Origin of the sequence: Aeromicrobium sp. PE09-221, from assembly GCF_002174305.1 — a bacterium.
Taxonomy (GTDB): domain Bacteria; phylum Actinomycetota; class Actinomycetes; order Propionibacteriales; family Nocardioidaceae; genus Aeromicrobium.
This window is the reverse complement of the sequence record NZ_MIJB01000025.1, coordinates 176,789-197,251: the sequence shown is the minus strand read 5'-3', so window position 1 is coordinate 197,251 and position 20,463 is coordinate 176,789. Positions and strand designations below refer to the sequence as shown.

Below are 20,463 nucleotides of genomic sequence, written 5' to 3'. Positions count from 1 at the left end.
TCAGTCTGACACGCCGGCCGGGGTGGCCGAGAGCGGTGACGCGGTCGCGTGCACGGGCTGGGAGAGAGGCTGGCCGGAACCGTCGCGGCGTTCGGAGACCTCCGGAGGCTCGATCGGCGTGCCGCTGGAGCTGCACGCCATCGGCGCACCGTCACCGGCCCACGCCGCGATGAGCCGATCCTCGCCGGCCAGGAAACGCTGGCAGCGTACGCCGCCCGTCGCGCGTCCCTTGGCGGGATAGATCGCGAAGGGACTCAGTTTGGCCGAGCCATTCTGCGTTCCCGGCAGCGCATCACCGTGGCCGGCGACCGTGAGCACGTAGGCCCCCTCCGGGTCGCGGACCGCGCCGAAGGACACCACGCGGTCACCCGCACCGAGCTTGACACCTGCCACGCCGCCGCCCGTGCGGCCCTGGGGACGCACGAGCGAGGCGGAGAAGTGCAGGAGCTGCGCATCCGAGGTGATGAAGACCAGCTCCTCCTCACCCGAGGAGAGCTGGGCGGCGCCGACCAGTCGATCGCCCTCCTCGAGGCGGATGATCTCCCAGCTGTCGCGGCCGAGGTGATCGGGCTTGACGCGCTTGACGACGCCCTGCTCGGTGCCGAGGGCGATACCCGGGCCGTCCTCGCTCAAGCTCATCAATGCCAGAGGCCGGGCATCGAGGAGGAGCAGCTCCGACAGCGGCACGCCACCCTGCAAGGTTGGAGCCTCCGCGGTGGGAGGCAGCAACGGCAGATCGAGGACGTCGAGACGATGCACGGTGCCGTCATCGCACACGAGGCCGACCTGGCCGCGGGCGGTGGCGGCGACCGCGCTGACCACCACATCGTGCTTGCCGCGCCTGCCGGCTTCGCCGAAGGCACTGTCGTCACCGGTGCGAGCGAGCAGGCCGGTACCCGAGAGCAGCACCCAACAGGGGTCGTCGGCGACCTCCACCGTGAGTTTGGCGGCATTGACCTGCTGGCCGGCCGAAGCGAGCAGTACGGTGCGCCGCGGAGTGCCGAAACGCTCGGCGACGTCGGCGAGTTCCTCACCGACGAGGGAGCGCAACGCGACCTCATCGGAGAGGATGTGGTCGAGCTCCTCGATGCGGCGACGCAGCTCCTCGGCCTCTTTCTCCAGCTCCAGTCGCGAGAACTTGGTGAGCCGTCCGAGTTGGAGGTCGAGGATGTAGTCGGCCTGAGCCTCACTGAGGTCGAAGACCGACTGGAGCCGTTCGCGGGCCTCGGCGCGGTTCTCGCTGGAGCGGATCAGCTGGATGACCTCATCGATGTCGACGATGGCGATGAGGAGACCGTCGACGAGATGCAGCCGATCGGCTGCCTTCTGCCGACGGAATGCACTGCGCCGGCGGACGACGTCGATGCGATGGTCAAGGAAGACCCGCAGCAGCTCGCGCAGTCCCAGGGTTCGCGGCTGGCCGTCGACGAGGGCCACGGCATTGATGCCGAAGGAGGTCTCCATCGGGGTCAACTTGTAGAGCTGCTCGAGGATCGCCTCGGGCACGAAACCGTTCTTCAGCTCGATGACCAGGTGCAGGCCCTTGTGCCGGTCCGTCAGGTTCTTGATGTCCGAGATGCCTTGCAGCTTCTTGTTCTGGACATACTTCTTGATCGCCTCGATGACCTTCTCGGGGCCGACATTGTAGGGAAGCTCGGTGACCACGATGCCCTTGCGGCGGGGGGTGACCGACTCGATGCGTGCGGTGGCCCGCATCTTGAAGGAGCCATTGCCCGTCTCGTAGGCGTCGCGGACGCCGTCGAGCCCGACGATCTTGCCGCCGGTCGGCAGATCGGGACCGGGCACGAAGCGCATGAGATCGTCGAGGGAGGCGTCCGGGTGATCGATGAGGTGCCGTAGCGCTTGCACGACCTCCACGAGATTGTGCGGGGCGATATTGGTCGCCATGCCTACCGCGATGCCCGCAGCGCCGTTGACGAGCAGATTGGGGAAGGCGGCCGGCAGCACCGCCGGCTCGAGCTCGCGGCCGTCGTAGTTCGGCCGGAAGTCGACCGTGTCCTCCTCGATCGAGGCGGTCATCGCCTCGGCCGGCAGGTCCATCCGGCACTCGGTGTAGCGCATCGCGGCGGGCGGATCATCGGCCGAGCCGAAATTGCCGTGCCCATCGAGGAGCGGCAGGCGCATCGACCACGGCTGCACCATGCGGACGAGCGCGTCGTAGATGGCGCTGTCACCGTGCGGGTGGAAGCGGCCCATGACGTCTCCGACGGGGCGAGCACTCTTGACGTGGCCGCGGTCATGGCGCAGGCCCATGTCGTGCATCGTGTAGAGGATGCGGCGCTGGACGGGCTTGAGTCCGTCGCGCGCGTCGGGCAGCGCCCGCGCGTAGATGACCGAGTACGCGTACTCCAGGAAGCTGGACCGCATCTCGTCGCTCACATTCGTGTCGACGATGTGTTCCTCGAAATCCTCCGCGGGCGCGGGGGTGGCTTTGCGGGCGGCCATGCATCCTCTCCTCGTGGGCGATCGACATCCCATTGTCGCTCGCCGGGCAGGCGAGGCTCGCACCGCCACGCCGACCGAGACGGTACGTTGGACCGTGTGACCAGCAAGCTGCACCCTGTCGAGTCCTGGGAGGCCGATGTCCTGCTGAAGGACGGCCGGGTGGCGCAGATCCGTCCGATCGTCCCCGAGGACGCGGAGGCCTTCGTGGCCTTCTACGCACGGGTCTCGGCGGAGTCCAAGTACTTCCGCTTCTTCGCCCCCTATCCGCGGTTGTCGGAGCGTGATGTCAAGCGCTTCACCGAGGTCGACCACGTCAAGCGTGTCGCCTTCGTGGTGACACAGCAGGACGACATCATCGCAGTCGGCCGTTACGACGCCACCAGTCCGACCGAGGCGGAGGTCGCCTTCCTCGTCGAGGACGCGCATCAGGGTCGTGGTGTCGGCCAGCTCCTGCTCGAGCATCTCGCCCAGGCCGGCCGTGAGCGCGGCATCACGGAGTTCACCGCTGAGGTGCTCCCCGAGAACATCCGGATGATGCAGGTCTTCCGCGAGATGGGCTACACGGTCTCCGGGCAGTTGGAGGACGGGGTCCAGCAGCTGCGTTTCCGCATCGATCCGACCCAGTCCGCGCTGGGGGTCATGCGTGCTCGCGAGCAGCGTGCCGAAGCGGCCTCGATCCATCGGATCTTCGATGCGAGCAGCATCGCCGTCGTCGGAGCGAGCCGGCGGCAGTCATCGATCGGCCAGATGATCGTCCGCAACCTGGTGCTGGGCGACTTCGGCGGGGCGGTGTACGCCGTTAACTCCCAGGCCGAGGCCGTCTCGGGACTCCCGGCGTATCCGTCGGTGCAGGACATCCCCGGTGAGGTGGAGATCGCCATCGTGGCGGTGCCGGCCGAGTCGGTCAATGACGTCGTTCTCGACTGTGCCGCGAAGGGCGTGCACGGACTCATCGTCATCTCGGCGGGCTTCGCGGAGGCCGGACCCGAGGGACGCGAGCGCCAGGAGGAGTTGCTTCATCTCTGTCGCTCACACGGCATGCGCCTCATCGGACCGAACTGTCTTGGCATCATCAACACGGTGCCCCGCGTCCAGCTCAATGCTTCGCTGGCCCCGACGATGCCGCCGCAAGGGCGGGTCGGCTTCTTCTGCCAGTCCGGTGCGCTGGGTACGGCCATCCTGGAGACGGTGTCGCGGCGCGGGCTCGGCCTATCGACCTTCGTGTCCGCGGGCAACCGTGCGGATGTCTCGGGCAATGACCTGCTGCAGTACTGGTCCAATGACGATGCCACCGAGGTCGTCCTGCTCTACCTGGAGTCCATCGGCAATCCGCGAAAGTTCTCCCGGCTCGCGCGCCGGGTGAGTGAGCGCAAGCCCGTCGTGGCGGTCAAGTCCGGACGTTCGACACAGGGTGTCCCGGTCGGGCACCGCGTCAAGCGCACCTCAGCTCCGCAGAAGGCCGTCGATGCCATGTTCGGCCAGGCCGGCGTCATCCAGGTCGACACGCTCGACGAGATGTTCGACGTGGCGCAGCTGCTGGCCCACCAGCCGTTGCCGCGTGGCAATCGGATCGCCGTCGTCGGCAACTCCGATGCCGTCGCGCTGATCGTCTCCGATGCCGCCAAGGCGCAGGGGATGCAGGTCGCACCGCCGATTCCACTGGGGGCCAGAGCCGGCGCCGAGGAATTCGAGATCGCGCTGGAGGCCGCCCTCGCTCGCACCGACGTCGACGCACTCGTGGTCGTCTACACACCCCCCATCAACACCGGGGGAGAGGACGTCGCCAATGTGCTGGCCGCGATCGGCGAGCAGTCCGACAAGCCGATCGTCTCGACCTTCCTCGCCAGCAAGGGCATTCCCGTGCTGCTGCGCGTCCCGGATGTCCAGGGCGGGTCCGCCGGACGCGGATCGGTGCCCTCCTATGCCTCGCCCGAGGCCGCGGTCCGAGCCCTGGCGCGAGCCGTGAACTATGCCGAGTGGGCCTCACGCGATCACGGCGAGTACCACGATTCGGGGCAGTACCGGACCGGTGACGCACGGGCGCTGATCCGCAGTGTCCTGGAAATGGCCCCGCGCGGAGCGGTGCTGTCGACCGAGCAGGTCCACTTCCTCCTGTCGTGCTACGGAATCGACCTGTGGACGTGGATCATCGTCCACACCCGGGAGGAGGCCGTCGCGGCCGGTGAGAATCTCGGCTGGGATGTCGTGCTCAAGGCCGGGAGCGAGCACCTGCGCGCCCGGCCCGATCTCGCGCACGTGTGGCGCGGGATCCACGATGCCGAGGACATGGCCGAGGCGTGGGACAGCTTGACCACCTGGGCCGGGGTCGACGATGAGTCGACCTTCTTCGTCCAGCGCTCGGCCCCCGAGGGCGTACCGGTGTCCTTCAAAGCCGTCGAGGACCCGCTGTTCGGTCCGCTCGTGTCCTTCGGCCTGGCCGGGGCACCCAGCGAACTGCTCGACGACCGCACCTACGGCATTCCCCCGCTCACCGATGTCGATGCCGAGCAGATGGTGCGCGGCGTCCGCGCCGCCCCCATGCTCTTCGGCTACCGAGGGTCCCCGGCGGTGGACGTCGACGGGCTACGAGATGTCATCTTGCGTATCGCAGCCCTCAAGGACGACCTCCCGGAGGTCGCCGAGCTGGATCTGGAGCCGGTGTCGGCGACGCCCAACGGCTTCGTGGCGCTCAGCGCGCGCGTCAAGGTGGTGCCTTCGAGCGACCGGCGCGGTGAGTGGTATGTGCGTCGCCTGAGCAGGCCCGTGACATCGAACGATACGCTGACGCGGTGAGTTCTCTGGACCGATCCGATGACCTTTTCGCCGAGATCTCGCGGGCGGGTTACTACCCCGAGATCGTCGCTGCGGGTATCCGTGATGCCGTGGCGGGGGAGCAGACGCATGCATTCGTGGTGCACCACGAGCCGACCTTCGACCGCGAGGAGATCCGTCGGCACATGACCGTCCTCGTGCTGACCCCCAGCCGCGTGATCGTGGCGCACACGGACGAGCATCCGGGGGACGATCTGCTGCCGCGTCCCTACACGTCGACGACGGCCGAGGCAGTCGCACTGTCCCGGGTCCGCTCGGTGCTGGTCACCCGGATGGTGGCCGCGCACAGCCAGCAGCTCGAGGAGGCGGTGATGACGATCTCCTGGGGGGCGATCTCCCGGGTGGAGCTGGAACCCGCACGCTGCGATGATCCCAGCTGCGAAGCCGACCACGGCTACTCCGGGAGCGTCACCGGCGATGACTTCACCCTGCGACTGAGCAGCGCCGCCGACGGGGGCGCCGCCGTCGAGCAGCTGCTCGAGTTCGCGCGGCAGCTGTCGGCGGCCACGACCCACGTGGCACCGGCGGGACGATGAGCGCGGGCATCCACGATCTTCTCGGCTCGGTGGGCACGGCGCTCGGCGCCGAGGGGTTCCCCACGACGATCGGATTGCCCCCGGCTCGCGGCTATGTCGTGCTCGTGGTCGACGGCATGGGTGAGATCCCGTTGCGCGATCATGCCGAACTGGCGCCGTGGCTGTCGCGCCTCCCGTCGGTCGAGGGCGTCTCGTCGTCGATCCCCTCGACGACCTCCGTCAGCCTGACATCCCTCGGCACGGGCCTGCGTCCCGGTGTCCACGGGATGGCGGGATACTCCTGCCGGGTGCCGGGCACCCGACAGGTGCTGAACACCCTCAGCTGGAATGCCGAGGTCGATCCTCTCCTGTGGCAGCCGCATCGCACGGTGCCCGCCCGCCTGCAGGACGACGGCGTCGCCGTCACCGTCGTGAACGAATCCCGTTTCGCCGACAGTGGGCTCACGATGTGCAGTCAGCGTGGCGTGCCCTTCGTGGGAGCCGACCGCCCCTGGGAGCGCCTGGAGGCGATCCTGGAGGCCAGCCAGGGACCGCGGCGCACTCTCGTCTACGCCTACGAAGGACGCTTGGACCATGCGGGGCACGGCCACGGCGTCGATTCGCGGGAGTGGCGCGATCTGCTCACCACGATCGACCGCGAGGCGGCCGAGCTGAGGGATGCGCTGCCCGCGGACGTGACACTGGTGGTGACGGCCGATCACGGCATGATCGATCTGCCGACTGAGGACCGCTTCGACGTCGAGGAGCATCCCGAGCTGCTCGACGGCGTCCAGTTGTTCGCCGGGGAGGCCCGGTTCCGGCATCTCTACACGAGTACCGGCGTGGAGTCCGAGGTCGCGGCGCGCTGGGCGGATCGCTTGGGTGAGCGGGCCGTCGTGCTCGAACGCGAGGCGGCGGCCGAACGATGGTTCGGTCCGCTCGACCCCGCCGTCCGGGGACGATTCGGCGATGTCGTCGTCGCCTCGCTGGGAGACTTCGCCGTCTTCTCCACGCGGCATTTCCGGGTCGAGCTCGGTCTCCGCGGATTCCACGGATCGATCACCCCGGCCGAGACCCGCATCCCCGTCCTGGTGGCGAACTGAGGCATCGCGATGGCGGAACTGGTCTTCTACTGCGGCACGATGGACTCCGGCAAGAGCACGCTGGCGCTCCAGGTCGATCACAATCACCGGGCCCGGGGGCGGCGGGGCGTCATCTTCACGTCGCACGATCGCGCCGGCGAGGCGACCCTGTCCAGCCGGCTGGGGCTGTCAGCGGACGCGGTCGAGGTCACGGACGACCTGCACTTCTGGCACTACGTCGTCGATGCGCTGACCCAGGGCGCTCCGATCGACTACCTGGTCTGCGACGAAGCGCAGTTCTACGCACCCTGGCAGATCGACGAGCTCGCCAAGATCGCCGATGAACTGGATCTCGATGTCTTCTGTTTCGGCATCCTCACCGACTTCCGCACCATGCTGTTCGATGGATCACGACGACTGGTCGAACTCGCCGACCGGGTCCTGACTCTCCAGGTGGAGGCGCTGTGCTGGTGCGGTGCGCGGGCGACCCACAATGCGCGCACGGAGAACGGCGAGATGGTCACGGAGGGTGAGGTGATCGTCGTCGGAGACGTGGAGCCGGAGTCCGAGCCTGCGGTGGTCGGCTACGAGGTGCTCTGCCGTCGCCACCATCGACGCCGCATGACCGCTGCCCGGGCTCACGCGGGGGCATTGTCGCCGGACGTCCTGCCGTTCACCTGAACGCTATCGAGCGTGGAAAGGTTGCTGATCTACCGCTGGGGCCGAGCGTGCCTCAGCTTCAGTCGCGCTTGCCGCCGAACATGATCTCGTCCCAGCTGGGGACGCTGCGACGAGAGTTCTTCTTGCGCGGTGCGGGCGTGTCGGGGACGGCGACGTGCTCGTCGTGCGAGCCCGACTCCTCGGCGTCCTCGGATTCCTGCGTGGCCGGCGGGGCGGAGGGCGAGTCGTCGAGCGACAGCTGCTCCATCGCGCGTCGGTCCCGCGCCTCCTTGAGCGAGTGCACGGGAGCGTGGTCGTCGATGATCTGCTCGGTGTCCTCGCGGTCAGCCGCCGACTCGGCGACATCGGCGGTCGAGCGGACCGCATCGGCGATCGCCATATCGAGGGAGTCCTCGGAAGCCAGATCGCCCACGAGATCGCGTGCGGTCTCGTCATCGGCTAGCACGTAACGGCTCTTGTGATCGAAGCAGAACCTCGCCGAGGTCGCATCGGGCAGAACCAGCTGGACCGTCCAACGGCCATCCTCACGCCGCCAGGCGTCCCACTCCACGTCCTCGGGGGTGACCGAACGCTCCAACAGGGCACCGTCGACGAGCGCTCCGAGGGCGACGGGGGTGCCACTGACATGTTTGCGGCGCACCGAGGTGGCACGCGCCTGGTCGACCATGTGCTCGCGCTCGGCGATGACCGGGGTTGCGAAGCCACGGATCTGGTCCACCGACGTGCCCGCCGCCTCGGCGACCTGCTCGATGCTCTCGCCGCGACGGATGCGGGCCTGGATGTCGCGCGGGCTGAGGGAACTCTCCATCGGGATCTCCAACTGGCCGGAGGAACGCTGACCGGCACTGGTCACGCGGTCGATCATGCCGGCGAGGCGGCCGTCGACCCGCAGGCGGAAACGTGCGCCGGATGCGGGATCGCGAGCGACGAGGTAGCGGCCATCCTCGCTAGTGCCCACGAGGGCGAGATCTCGCATGCTAGGGCCTCCGACACTTATCGACTTCCGCCATCGTAGTGTCGCCACGTGGTGCGACCGGGGAGGCCCGAAGGTGTGTCGGTCCGCGGTTCCCGCGCATGCGGGTCAGAACACCCGATCGGGGGCACGACGCACCACTGTGACGACCGGGCGGGTCGACGTGAGCGCCAGTCGCACGAGGGCGAATCCGGCCGCGAAGGTCACGGCCACGACCAGGAAGGCCGTCGGCGTCAGAACCACGGCCGCTCCCATCAGGGGGAGACCGAGCAGGAATCCGCCGGCCGCTCCACCGAGCGCGGCCCACCGCATCGGCAGCAGCACCGTGGTCCGGCGCGCCCGCTCCCAGGTGCTCACCGGCATCCCGAGTCGGTCGAGTGCGATGATCAGCTCGGCGTCGTCCAACACCGCCGCGGCCTGTGTGACGGCCACGGAGCACGAGAGCATCACGAAGGCGATGGCGAGGGTCAGCAGGACGCCGGTACGCATATCGGCGGCGAAGATCACCTGATCGGCCATGGCATCGTTCTCATCGAGCTGCCCGGCCATGGCGAGGCCCACGCCGCCGATGACCGCGACGAAGGAGATCATCGCCAGTCCGGACACCCGCCGCCAGACGGGGGCGGGATGGTCGGCGAGCTGACGGCCTGCGAGGAACCGCGCGGGAGTGGATGCCTTGCGGGCGAGGGCACGTCCGCGGGCGGCGATGACAGGTGGGCCGACCAGATTGAGCACGGCCAGGCCGGCCCCGAACGTGCCGAGCACGATGGTGATGACCACGGCCGTCCCGAGGACCGCGGTGAACATGCCGATCTGGGACAGGACGAGCACGAGGGCCGCCAGGACGGCGATCCCGGTGGCGGTGCGCCGCAGGCTGCGGCGTTGCGGGTCGGTGCGCTGACGCACCCCGAGCGGCGTCAGCCGCACCCGCCGCAGGCCGAGCACAGCGCTCAGCCCGGCGAGCACGGTCACCGCGCAGGGAACGAGCACCAGCACCGGCCAACCAGGCCACAGGGCCGCCACACCGATGCGCTCACCGAAGAACCGCAGTTGTGCCACGAGCGGAAGGAGGACGCCGAAGAGCACGATCCCGGCGAGGTTCCCGGCCGCGGCGATCATCGTCGCCTCGATGACGGTGAACGCACTCACCTCGCGCGTGCTCGCGCCCAGGAGACGCAGAGTGGCCAGCCGGTCGTCGCGGCGGCGGGCCGAGAGCCGGGCCGCCGAGGCTCCGAGGGAGACCGTCGGGACGGCGAGGAAGAGTAATGCCGCGAGACTCAGCACCATGTATCCCGGGGCGAAATCGTCACCGGGACGGTCGTCGCGCATGAACATCAACGTGCCGGAGACGACCGTCAACAAGATCGCGGTGGTGACCGTGAAGGCCACCGACGGCAGGAGGATCGCGGCGCGACCCTGACGGCTCGGCCGGGTCAGCAGTCCGACCAGCCCGAGTACCCGGCGTGGACCCGAGGACGAGCCGCTCATCGGGCGACCTTCTCGCGCACGATCCGCCCGTCGCGCATGTGCAGCGTGCGATCACATCGGGCCGCGACGGCGGCGTCGTGCGTGACGAGGACGAGGCTGCGACCCTGGCCCGACGTGGCATAGAGCAGTGCGTCCATCACATCGGAGGAGGTCGCGGAGTCGAGTGCGCCGGTGGGCTCGTCGGCGAAGACGACCGGCGCTCCCGTCACCTGTGCGCGGGCGATGGCCACCCGCTGGGCCTGACCACCGCTCAGCTGGCCGATCCGGCGATCCTCCATACCCGCGAGACCGAGGGAGCGGAGCCAGGGTGCCGCCGCGCGCTCCGCCTCGGGACGAGGATGGCCGGTCAGCATGAGCGGCAGCGCGACATTCTCGAGTGCGGAGAGCTCGGGCAGCAGCAGACCTTCCTGGAAGACGAATCCGCAGCGGGTGCGTCGCAGCTGCGATCGCGCCTCCTCGTCCAAGCCGGCCAGCTCGACCGGTTGCGCGCCCGGAACGCTCATGCGGATCGAGCCGGAGTCCGGTGGGATCACGGCGGCCAGACAGTGCAGCAATGTCGTCTTGCCCGAGCCCGAGGCACCCATGATGGCGAGAGACTCGCCGGCGCTCACCGAGAGGGACGCGCCGGCGAGGGCGATTGTCGATTCGTAGGCCTTGGTCACGTCCGTGGCCACGAGCACGGGGGCGGGGGAGTCGTGGGTGTCCATGGTCAGCAGTCTCGTCTCCTCGAGCCGTGGATCCATCGGCTCTGAGGGTGATCTGATCGCTGCCTGGGTCATCCCGTCGGCGGAGACGGTATCGGTCGTGCGGGGGAAGGTCGCGACCGAGCAGATGGGAGAATCGCTGACATGGATGCTCGCCCCTTCGATGCCCTGCTTCTCGTCTCCTTCGGCGGCCCGGAGAAACCCGATGATGTGGTGCCGTTCCTGGAGAATGTGACCCGTGGGCGGGGCATCCCGCGCGACCGGCTGGTCGAGGTCGGTGAGCACTACTTCGGCTTTGGTGGCAAGTCCCCCATCAACGACCAGAATCGCGCGCTGATCGCAGCGGTCGAGGCCGATCTCGCGGAGCACGGTATCGATCTGCCCGTGTACTGGGGCAATCGCAACTGGGATCCGTATCTGCGCGAGACGACCGAGCGGATGGCGGCCGATGGCGTACGACGCGCGGTGTGTTTCGTGACGAGCGCCTACTCGTCGTACTCCGGATGTCGCCAGTACCGCGAGAACCTCTATGAAGCCCAAGAGGGCCTGCCGCTCGAGCTGGCCAAGCTCCGGCACTACTACAACCATCCGGGATTCGTCGGTCCCTTCGTGGAGGAGACGCGGTCCGCGCTCGCCGACATGCCCGCCGGTACGCACGTCGTCTTCGTCACCCACTCGATCCCCGATGCGATGAACGAGGCCAGCGGAGGTGCCGGTGTCGGCGCGTATCTGCACCAGCACCGCCAGGTCGCCGGACTCATCGCCGCGGAGCTCGATGGGGTCTCGACGAGTCTGGCCTTCTGCTCCCGGTCCGGCTCCCCGCACACTCCGTGGCTGGAGCCGGACATCAACGACCATCTGGCCGACCTGGCCGGCCAGGGAGTGGCATCGGTGGCGGTCGTGCCGATCGGCTTCATCTCCGATCACATGGAGGTCATCTACGATCTCGACACCGAGGCGGCGCAGACGGCCGAGGACCTCGGACTCGGCTTCGTCCGGGTGCCGACCCCCGGGGTCCACCCGAGCTTCGTCGCGCTGGTCCGCGAGCTCGTGCTCGAGCGTGCGGCGGCCGAGCGCGGCGAGGAGCCGGACAGGCCGGCCTGCGGTCAGGACGGTCCCTGGCCCGATCGCTGCCCGGTGGGATGCTGTCTCAATGCCCGTGCCGAGCTGCCGGTCCTCGCATGACGGAACGTAACGAGCTCCTCGCACTGGGCCGCGAGGTCGGCCTCGAAGCCGCCGAGCTCGTGCGACGGCTCCGGCCAGCCGGCCGTGTCGGCGTCGTCGCCACCAAGTCCAGCCCCACGGACGCGGTCACCGAGATCGATCGCGCGAGTGAGCGGCTCATCCGCGATCGGATCCTCTCGGCGAGGCCGGACGATGGCTTCGTCGGCGAGGAGGGCGAGGACGTGATCGGTACGAGCGGTGTCGAATGGATCGTCGACCCCATCGACGGCACCGTGAACTTCGTCTATGGAATCCCCGCCTACGCGGTCTCCATCGCGGCGCGGACCGATGCCACGCACCCTACGGCCACGGTCGGCTATGTGGTGAACATCGCCACCGGCAGCGAGTACGGGGCCGTCGCCGGTGGCGGCGCGTGGCGCTGGCGAGGCGACGAGCGCGAGACCCTTCACGGTCCGCCCTCGGCACCGCTGTCGCAGATGCTCGTGGGGACGGGCTTCGCCTACGACGCGCCGACGCGAGAGCGACAGGCCGCCGCGATCGCGCGGCTGCTGCCCCGAATACGCGATATACGGCGGATCGGATCGGCGGCGCTGGATCTGGTCGCCGTCGCGGCGGGGGAGCTGGATGCCTATGCGGAGCAGGGACTCAACCCGTGGGACCTGGCGGCGGGAGGTCTGATCGCCGCGGAGGCCGGGCTCGTCGTGGGCGGCCTCGAAGGCCCCGCCGGCAAGCGTCTGACGATGGTGGCGCGCCCCGATATCTGGGAGGAATATTCCGAACTCGTCCGCACTTGTGGTCTGTAGATCGTGTCTTTCGGCGCCACAGCACGATCTCGATCAGCCGCGCTTGGATGGATGTGGCAGAATCGCGCCGGTTGACACGCACGGGACGGAGAGTAGATGGCCACCGATTACGACGCACCTCGCAAGACTGAGGAAGAGCAGTCAGAGGACAGCATCGAGGAGCTGAAGGCGCGTCGGCACGAGCAGAACTCCGGCAAGGTCGACGAGGACGAGGTCGAAGCGGCCGAATCCTTCGAATTGCCGGGAGCGGATCTCTCGCACGAGGAACTGGCGGTGCAGGTCGTCCCGAAGCAGTCGGACGAGTTCACCTGCATGTCCTGCTTCCTGGTGCATCACCGCAGCCAGCTGGCCACCGAGAAGAATGGCCAGCCGATCTGCCGCGACTGCGCGGACTGATCCAGCCCGTCCTCGATACGACCGAGGCCCGGACCCCATCGGGGGGTCCGGGCCTCGTCTCGTTCGGGCGCCGCGCCGGCGACGCCGCGGAGGACGCGGCGGTGCGGACCGATGTCGATGCATCACGGTCGTCCTAGCAGCCCGGACGCGTCATCGTCGGTCTACACCCGCTCGAAGCTCGATGCATTGGGGTCGCTATAGCGGCCTCAACGCATCACCATTCGTCCCGGGTGCGTGAGCTGACACGAGCTCAGGAGTCCCGGTCGAGGTGTTTCATGCCTGGGGGGAGATCCCCGGTGGACTTGACCCAGTAGGTCGCCACACCCCGTCGGACGACGGTTCGGACGATCTGGATCACGGCTCCGCCGATTGCCGCCCAGGCGATGGCCTCAGCCGTGCTGAGCTCGGGATGGCGAGAGCTCGACGGAGGCTTGCGTCCGGTGACCGCGCGCCAGGCGGCATTGGAGACCCGGGGAGCGAGGACGGCGCCCACCATCGTGGCGCCGGCGTCCATCACCTTCCAGGTGCCACGGCCGAGCCGGCGTTGGGCCTTCGCCTCGTCGACACTCGTCGTCGCGGCGTCTCGCTGCTGCTTCTTGCGCTTGCCCACCGGTGCCCTTCCGTCGTGCTCGTTATGTCCGAACCATTGTGACGCAGACCGCCCGACCAGGGGTGTCGAGGGCGTGGTCGCGTGCAACGGCTCGGGTCAGGGAATCCCGTGCAGCGCCCGCGCTACGGAGCCGGGGAATCTGGTCGACACCAGCCAGAAGGGCGTCGGATCGTCCGGATCGTCGACCGTGACCCGGACGCCGGTGCGCACATAGGGTCGCAACAAGGTGAAGGCGCGCACGTCCCCCTCGGGGCCGACAGCCCGGCGCCACGCGGCCGCGTCCAGGGGCTCGACCGTGCCGATATGGGCGGCGTCCAAGAAGGCGCGTCCCGCGCGCAGCCCGTCCGAGTCGGCCTCGATCTTCACCGAACCGTAGAACGCGACCAGTGCACCGGCGACGACGAGCGTGCCGACCGCTGTCACCAGGGCGATGACGGGAGTCGCCGCGACCCAGAGCAGCCAGCCCATGATCACCGCGAAGATCCCGACGGCGACCCACCAGGGGGCGGTGACGGTGAGACGTTCACGGTGGACGGTCGTCGGGGGTGGCACATCACTACTGTGCCTGATGGCCGTCAACGGCCTTAGGCCGCGTCTGGTGATCCCCGGCCTACTGCGCGACGTCCCACGGGCGCCTCACCACGTTGCCGTCGCTCGCAAGACAATGTCCCGTATGGCGTCGCTCCGGCGCCTGGTGAGGCATCCCGTGGATACGCCGCTCGCAACGGCCGTAGATCACCAGACACGGCCTTGGGTAAGGTCGGACCTCATGACGACCGAGGTGCTGCTGCGCCGGCTCGACCCCGATCTGCCCGTACCGTCCTATGCGCACGATCTCGACGCGGGAGCGGACCTGGTGGCCCGCGTCGATGCCGTGATCGCACCGGGGGAGCGGGTCCTCGTGCCCACTGGGGTGGCGCTCGCGCTGCCGGCGGGTTACGCGGGCTTCGTGCACCCGCGCTCCGGACTGGCTCTGCGCCACGGGCTCTCCATCGTCAATGCACCCGGCACGATCGACGCCGGTTATCGTGGAGAGATCGCGGTGTTGCTCGTGAACGGGGACCCGCGGGACACCGTGCACATCTCGCGTGGCGATCGCATCGCCCAGTTGGTCATCCAGCGGGTGGAGCAGGTCCGATTCACGGAAACTTCGGCACTCCCGCTGTCGGACCGGGGCGAAGGGGGCTACGGTTCATCGGGTGGCCACGCCTCATTGGCGCAGGCTCCGAAAGTAGGAGAGGAAGACTGATGTTCGGCCGACGCAAGAATCAGACGCCCGAGCAGGAGATGCCGGAGGCGCCGGAGTTCGACCCCGTGAAGCTGGGACCACGTGCCGGTGGGCCGTGGGACTCCTCCGAGCGGGACCCCGAGGCCCCCGGTTATGTCGATCTCGGTTCGCTGCGCATCAAGGGACGCGACGGAGTGGGTCTGCAGCTTCCCCAGGAGAACGGCGCCCTCTCCTCGGTGCTCGTGGTGCTCGAAGGGGCGAACTCGGCCATGGAGCTGCGGATCTTCGCCGCGTCCCGCTCCGGTGGCGAATGGAGCGACGTGCTCCAGGACCTCAAGCGCGAGGTCGACCGCCGAGACGGCGAGTGGAAGGAGACCGACGGTCCCTTCGGCGATGAGCTGCGGTTCCGTGTGCAGGTGCAGACTCAGGACGGGCGCACTGGCACGCAGGACTCGCGCATTCTCGCGGTCGAGGGGCCCCGTTGGCTGCTGCGCGCCACTCTGCTGGGTGCGGCAGCCGGAGACGAGGCCGCTGCGGAGCCGTTGCTGGAGATCCTGCGCGATGTCATCGTCGTCCGGGGCGACGAGCCGCGCATGGTGCGGGAGCCCCTGCCGTTGAAGCTGCCGCCCGGAGCCGCTCCCCAGGGGCAGCCGCCGTCGGACGACGCCGGCTAGTGAGGAGCACCGTGCGCGCACGGGTGACGGGACACCATGGCTGAGCAGAACGGATCACCGGCCGACGAGGAGGCCGACACGGGTCGTGCGGATATCACCACGGTCGAGCAACTCGTCCGTCGCCGGCTGTCCGAGGCATTCGGCGGTGGGCGTGGAGTCGTGGAGAGCGCGATCCCCACCATCGTGTTCACGGTGAGCTTCCTGGTCACCGACGAACTGCGCCAGAGCCTGATCCTGAGCGCCGCTGTCGCGGTGGTGCTGCTGGTCGTCCGTGTCATGCAGCGGTCCAATCCGCAGTTCGTCTTCAACGCCTTGGTGGGGATCGCGATCGCTGCGCTGTTCGCGTCGCGTTCCGGGGAGGCCCGTGACGTCTTCCTTCCGGGCATCCTCTACAACGGTGCCTACGCGGTGATCTTCGTCTTCACGATCCTCATCGGCTGGCCGGCGGTGGGATTCCTCGTCGGCGCGGTGGTGGGGGATGTCACCGGTTGGCGTTCCGATCGCGGTATGCGGAGACTGTGCACCCAGATGACGTGGCTGTTCGTCGCGCCCTGTGTGCTGCGTGTCGTGGTCCAGTACCCCCTATATCTTGCCGACCAGATCGCCCTGCTGGGCACCGCGAAGATCGCGATGGGATGGCCCCTGCAGGTCGCATCGCTCGTCGCGATGGGGTGGATGCTGAGCCGTAATAGGACGCCGCTCGACGGCACCTCGGCCTGAGCGTCGCTCGCCTCCACGCACCGGTGCTCAGATGTGATCCACATCATCGCCCACGTCGGTGGCGCACCTCCGGCACAGGCATACGCTCGCTCGGTGAGCATCGCCGGTGCCCTGAAACGGGCCCCGAATACGTCGCCGGCCGGTGGTGGGAGCAGCTATTGCACAATCAGACCGCCTTGCGTCTGAAGAGCAGACTGTTGTTCATGCCCGGAGTCCTCGCCGTCAGCGTTCCCTACCAGCTCACCTCGGCCCATGACCGAACTCCCCATGATGATGCAGCGGCTGCCGGTGACCTGCGTCCAGGCTTCGGGGGTCCTCGGTGAGTTCCGAGCGCCCGATCGTGGACATCGGGCCGGTGGCACATGGTGGCCATTGCGTCGCCCGGCTCGACGGTCAGGTCGTGTTCGTGCGGCATGCGCTACCAGGGGAGCGTGCGCGCATCGAGATCACCGAGCGGTCCAAACGGTTCCTACGGGCCGACGCCGTGGAGATACTGGAGGCCGCGGAGGATCGTGTGACACCGCCCTGCCGATACGCGGGCACCTGTGGCGGATGCGATTTCCAGCATGTCTCGCCGGCCGGACAGCGGCGCCTCCTCGGTTCCGTGGTCCGCGAGCAGCTTCAGCGACTCGCGGGTATCGATCGCGCGGTGGAGGTCGAGGCCGTGTCTCCTGATGACCTCGGCTGGCGTACCCGGGTGAGCTACGCGGTGGACGACGAGGGCCGTGCCGGCCTGCGGCGGCACCGCAGCCATGAGGTGGTGCCCGTCGATCGATGCCTGATCGCCCATCCGGACGCGCCGGAGGTCCCCTCGGTCCGTTGGGGTCAGGGGCCGGTCGAGGCCGTGGTCTCGTCGGCTGGAGAGCGTGTGGTGGTCACCGATGATGTGGTTCCCGAGGGTCTAGGCCCCCTTGACGGCATCGTGGGCGTCGACGGCCGAGTGCGTGGTGGCGATGGATCCGTCACGGAGTTCGTGGGGGAGCGGTCCTTCCGCGTCAGCGGGTCCGGCTTCTGGCAGGTACATCCGCGCGCCGCTGCAACCCTCGTGGATGCCGTGATGGCCGGAGCGGATGTCCGCGCCGGCGATAGGATCCTCGACCTCTATGCCGGGGCAGGGCTGTTCTCGGCCTTCCTGGCCGATGCCGCTGGCCCGACGGGCGAGGTGGTCAGCGTCGAGGGTGCCCGTGGGGGCCACGAGGATGCCCGGGAGAATCTCGCCGGACGGACGAACGTGACGACGATGCGGGCCTCGGTCGAGAAGGCGCTCGCGGCCCGGCGGCTGGGCATCGCCGCTGATGTCGTCGTCCTCGATCCGCCGCGTGCGGGGGCCAAGGCCGCGGTCGCGCCGATCGCCGGCCTCGGACCGCGGCGCATCGTCTACGTGGCCTGTGACCCGGCCGCGCTGGCCCGGGACCTGGCGTCCTTCGGGCGCCTCGGGTACGAGCTGGTCGCACTGCGCGCGTTCGCGCTCTTCCCGATGACACACCATGTCGAATGCGTCGCTGTGCTTGCACCGGTGCGTCCTTGACGAGAGGGTGACCTCGTGCGCTACGCGGATCCCCACGCCTGTCCTGCCTGCCGAGGTCGTATCGAAGGGCAGCCGAGATGCCCCCACTGCGGATTCGCGCTGCGTGGTGTCACGGCTGCCACGCTGTGGGAGCGGTTGCAGGAGGCCGATCGCCTGATCGCCCGGGGTCACGAGACCCGGGCTCCCGGCGCGGAGACCTCCGCGCCGCGGCCGTCGGCGCCGCAGTCTCCGGTAGCACCTGCACCGGGCCCTCCACCAGCGGCCCCTCGCATCTCGACCGGGCCGGTGGCGGACGGCGGTTTCCCGCAGTTCCCGGCCCAGCCGACCGGGTCGGCGCCGACAAGGCGCGGCGGAGTGAATGTGGGCGGGGTCATCCTGGCCCTCGGCGCCTTGCTGCTGCTCGTGGCCGCGACGATCTTCATCACCGTCTCCTGGGACCGCTTGGGCCTCTTTGGCCGCTCCATGGTGCTGCTGGGAGCCACCGCCCTGGCGGCGGCGGGGGCGGTGGAGCTCTCGCGTCGGCGCCTCCGCGGTTCGGCCGAGGCGCTGTGGTGCGTGACGCTGGGCCTGCTGACCCTCGATTGGTTCGCGGCCCGCGCCCAAGGGCTGCTCGGCCTCGAGGCCGTCGATCCCGGTCTCTATGTCGCCGCCTGGGCAGTCGTGGTGTCCACCATCGCGATCGTCATCGTGGTGGTGACCCGTCCGCGATTCGGCCGGTCTCTCGTGGTCCCGCAGGCGGTAGCAGCGCTGACCCCCTGGGTCGCCGTGCCCACGCTCCTGTTCTACCTGTGGTTCGATCTCGGCTGGCGGCCGTTCTGGGCCGGTCTCGCCGCTATGGGCGTTGCGGCCATCGTGGCAGTGCTCGCCTGGCGCGGTCGTGCAACGGTCGCCGGCTGGGGAGTGGCTCCGCCCCTCGTCGTGGTGCTGCCGTTCCTCGTGGTCTCCTCGATCGTCGATGCGCTCGCGCATCCGGAGCCGCGGCAGCTCCTGCTGGAGGCTCACGGGATACCGCTCCTCCTGCTCTCGATCGTGTTCGCCGCGGGTGCCGTCGTGGCTCCGCGCGGTCGTAGCGTCTCTGCTGGCGGGGCCCTGCTCGGCCTCACGCTGCTCGTGGCGACTGGAGTAGGCGGTGCGACCGTCCCCGAGGCGGCGATCGCCACGGTGGCCGCGGTCGGCGCGCTGACCGCCTCGCTCGGGAGTGGACACCGGACCTGGGCACTCGGGAGCAGGTGGGCCGCCGCTGTGCTGGCCGTCGCCGGCCTGGGCCTCGTCGGTCTCGGCTGGCTGCAGGCGTGGCCGCGAAGCTTCTACGGCCCCTGGAACGGTTCGCTCCCCGAACCCTTCGGTCTGGGCGTGCTCGCGTACGCCTCGGCGGCAGCGGCCGTCATCATCGCCGTGGTCGTGAGCGCGCGATGGAGCACCGACCTGCTGGCGGTCATCCGTTACACCGCGCTCGCGGCCGCGGTCGCCTGCGGATTCGGGGTCACTCTCGCGGCTATCGGTGTGCCGTTCGGCTGGTTCGTCGTCGCCGGCGTCCTCGCGGCGGCCGTCGTGGCCTGCGCGGCGGTCCGGCGCCCCGTCGCGGACCAGATCGGCACGGTCATCGTGCTGGTGGGCATGGCGTTCCCGTCGGAGGCATCGAGCGAGATGGTCTTCGTGGCCTTCGGGATCGTCGCCCTGGCTGCGCTCGTCGTCGCGGCGCTGACCCGAGAGATCCCGTCGGTGGCCGTGAGCAGCGCAGCCGTCGTCCTGGGGGTCGTGGCCTCCGGCAGCGGTCTCGTGGAATGGCAGCGCATCGATGGGTCCATCGCGGCGCTGTTCTTCGTCCTGGTCGCCATCGTGTGCTTCGCCCTCGCCACGTGGGGAGTCGAGGAGCAGCCGGTCCGGCTCACCCTGGAAGTGGCCGCGGCCTCGATCGCCCTCTACGGTCTGGCGACCGGACTCGGCGCCGACGACGCCACCTGGATGGCTCTGTTGTTCCTCCTGCTCTCGCTCGTCCTGTTCGGCGCCGGTTTCGACGTGTCCGACCGCCGCTGGTGCCTGATCCCGGCCGCGACCCTCGCTGTACTGGCGTGGATCTTCCTGGTGATCGGGCAGGATGTTCGGGCGGTCGAGGCCTTCACGGTGCCGCTCGCCGTGCTCGCCTTGGGCATCGGCGGCTGGTTCATGTGGCGTGACAGCTCGCTGGGCACGGTCTCCGCGCTCGGGGTCGGGCTGGCGGTCGCCTTCCTGCCGTCACTGCCGCAGGCCGTCGCCGACCCGACGAGCCTTCGGGCCTGGTTGCTGGGAGCGGCGGCCGTCGTGGCGATCGGCATCGGATGGTGGCGCTCGTGGCGTGCGCCCTTCGTGGTCGGCGCCGTCGTGCTCGCGGTCCTGGTCGTCGTCAACCTGTGGCCGGTGGCGATGGCGGTCCAGCGCTGGATCCTCTTCGGCATCCTCGGACTCGTGCTGCTGGCGATCGGCATCACCTGGGAATCACGGGTGCGGCAGGGACGCGCCGTGCTACGTGCCCTCAGCGCATTGCGATGACGGTCGTGCGCGGCCTGGGTAAGGGTCGCCTTCGTTGAGAGCCCCGTGG

General features: G+C 69.1%; 18 protein-coding genes. 12 read left to right on the top strand and 6 right to left on the bottom strand.

What is annotated here, in order from left to right; translation table 11 throughout:
• Positions 1–2,466 (bottom strand): DNA topoisomerase IV subunit A, encoded by a 2,466-nt coding sequence (locus tag BHE97_RS14130; protein WP_087624677.1) that lies wholly within the window; start codon positions 2,464–2,466, stop codon positions 1–3.
• A 96-nt stretch (positions 2,467–2,562) separates the two neighbouring features.
• On the opposite strand from BHE97_RS14130, the gene BHE97_RS14125 reads away from it, so the two are divergent.
• The 4 genes from BHE97_RS14125 to BHE97_RS14110 are packed head-to-tail and all read left to right on the top strand — an operon-like array spanning position 2,563 to position 7,576.
• Entirely contained in the window at positions 2,563–5,259 is a 2,697-nt protein-coding gene (locus tag BHE97_RS14125; protein WP_087624676.1) for a bifunctional GNAT family N-acetyltransferase/acetate--CoA ligase family protein, read from the top strand.
• A complete protein-coding gene (locus BHE97_RS14120; protein WP_087624675.1) occupies positions 5,256–5,834 on the top strand; it encodes a DUF5998 family protein in 579 nt (192 codons plus the stop codon). The genes BHE97_RS14125 and BHE97_RS14120 overlap by 4 nt, the downstream gene beginning before the upstream one ends.
• Positions 5,831–6,916 (top strand): nucleotide pyrophosphatase/phosphodiesterase family protein, encoded by a 1,086-nt coding sequence (locus tag BHE97_RS14115; RefSeq protein ID WP_087624674.1) that lies wholly within the window; start codon positions 5,831–5,833, stop codon positions 6,914–6,916. Before BHE97_RS14120 ends, BHE97_RS14115 begins: the two co-directional genes overlap by 4 nt.
• A 9-nt stretch (positions 6,917–6,925) precedes the next feature.
• Complete coding sequence (locus BHE97_RS14110) at positions 6,926–7,576, top strand: thymidine kinase (protein ID WP_087624673.1); 651 nt, start codon at positions 6,926–6,928, stop codon at positions 7,574–7,576.
• Between the two features lie 58 nt (positions 7,577–7,634).
• On the opposite strand, the gene sepH is transcribed toward BHE97_RS14110, so the two are convergent.
• The 3 genes from sepH to BHE97_RS14095 all read right to left on the bottom strand — a co-directional run bounded on the left by sepH (position 7,635) and on the right by BHE97_RS14095 (position 10,780).
• Positions 7,635–8,552, bottom strand: a complete 918-nt coding sequence (sepH, locus tag BHE97_RS14105; protein WP_087624672.1) for a septation protein SepH — start codon at positions 8,550–8,552, stop codon at positions 7,635–7,637.
• A 105-nt stretch (positions 8,553–8,657) separates the two neighbouring features.
• The gene (locus tag BHE97_RS14100; protein WP_087624671.1) at positions 8,658–10,037 is read right to left on the bottom strand and encodes an FtsX-like permease family protein; all 1,380 of its coding nucleotides are present in this window, start codon (positions 10,035–10,037) and stop codon (positions 8,658–8,660) included.
• Positions 10,034–10,780, bottom strand: a complete 747-nt coding sequence (locus tag BHE97_RS14095; protein WP_201791447.1) for an ABC transporter ATP-binding protein — start codon at positions 10,778–10,780, stop codon at positions 10,034–10,036. Before BHE97_RS14095 ends, BHE97_RS14100 begins: the two co-directional genes overlap by 4 nt.
• Positions 10,781–10,885: 105 nt before the next feature.
• Between BHE97_RS14095 and BHE97_RS14090 the strand changes: the two genes are divergently transcribed.
• From BHE97_RS14090 to BHE97_RS14080, 3 genes are all read left to right on the top strand, one after another.
• Positions 10,886–11,926 (top strand): ferrochelatase, encoded by a 1,041-nt coding sequence (locus BHE97_RS14090; RefSeq protein WP_087624670.1) that lies wholly within the window; start codon positions 10,886–10,888, stop codon positions 11,924–11,926.
• Positions 11,923–12,729: an inositol monophosphatase family protein gene (locus BHE97_RS14085; protein ID WP_087624669.1), complete on the top strand. Its 807-nt coding sequence runs from the start codon at positions 11,923–11,925 to the stop codon at positions 12,727–12,729. Before BHE97_RS14090 ends, BHE97_RS14085 begins: the two co-directional genes overlap by 4 nt.
• 96 nt (positions 12,730–12,825) lie before the next feature.
• The gene (locus BHE97_RS14080) at positions 12,826–13,125 is read left to right on the top strand and encodes a DUF4193 domain-containing protein (RefSeq protein ID WP_087624668.1); all 300 of its coding nucleotides are present in this window, start codon (positions 12,826–12,828) and stop codon (positions 13,123–13,125) included.
• Positions 13,126–13,375: 250 nt separating this feature from the next.
• Here the strand turns inward: BHE97_RS14080 and BHE97_RS14075 are convergent, their stop codons facing one another.
• Both BHE97_RS14075 and BHE97_RS14070 read right to left on the bottom strand, forming a co-directional pair.
• Positions 13,376–13,735 carry a DUF4235 domain-containing protein gene (locus tag BHE97_RS14075; RefSeq protein ID WP_087624667.1) on the bottom strand — a complete coding sequence of 120 codons (360 nt, stop codon included), beginning with the start codon at positions 13,733–13,735 and terminating at the stop codon, positions 13,376–13,378.
• Between the two features lie 96 nt (positions 13,736–13,831).
• Complete coding sequence (locus BHE97_RS14070; RefSeq protein ID WP_170931433.1) at positions 13,832–14,287, bottom strand: DUF3093 domain-containing protein; 456 nt, start codon at positions 14,285–14,287, stop codon at positions 13,832–13,834.
• Between the two features lie 217 nt (positions 14,288–14,504).
• Here BHE97_RS14070 and dut point away from each other — a divergent pair, with 217 nt between their 5' ends.
• The 5 genes from dut to BHE97_RS14040 all read left to right on the top strand — a co-directional run bounded on the left by dut (position 14,505) and on the right by BHE97_RS14040 (position 20,414).
• Positions 14,505–14,984: a dUTP diphosphatase gene (dut, locus tag BHE97_RS14065; protein WP_087624665.1), complete on the top strand. Its 480-nt coding sequence runs from the start codon at positions 14,505–14,507 to the stop codon at positions 14,982–14,984.
• Complete coding sequence (locus BHE97_RS14060) at positions 14,984–15,637, top strand: DUF3710 domain-containing protein (protein WP_087624664.1); 654 nt, start codon at positions 14,984–14,986, stop codon at positions 15,635–15,637. The genes dut and BHE97_RS14060 overlap by 1 nt, the downstream gene beginning before the upstream one ends.
• Positions 15,638–15,673: 36 nt before the next feature.
• Positions 15,674–16,357, top strand: a complete 684-nt coding sequence (locus BHE97_RS14055) for a DUF3159 domain-containing protein (RefSeq protein WP_087624663.1) — start codon at positions 15,674–15,676, stop codon at positions 16,355–16,357.
• A gap of 319 nt (positions 16,358–16,676) precedes the next feature.
• Entirely contained in the window at positions 16,677–17,885 is a 1,209-nt protein-coding gene (locus BHE97_RS14045; protein ID WP_087624662.1) for a class I SAM-dependent RNA methyltransferase, read from the top strand.
• A gap of 360 nt (positions 17,886–18,245) precedes the next feature.
• Positions 18,246–20,414: a hypothetical protein gene (locus BHE97_RS14040; protein ID WP_087624661.1), complete on the top strand. Its 2,169-nt coding sequence runs from the start codon at positions 18,246–18,248 to the stop codon at positions 20,412–20,414.
• Positions 20,415–20,463 lie beyond the last annotated feature (49 nt).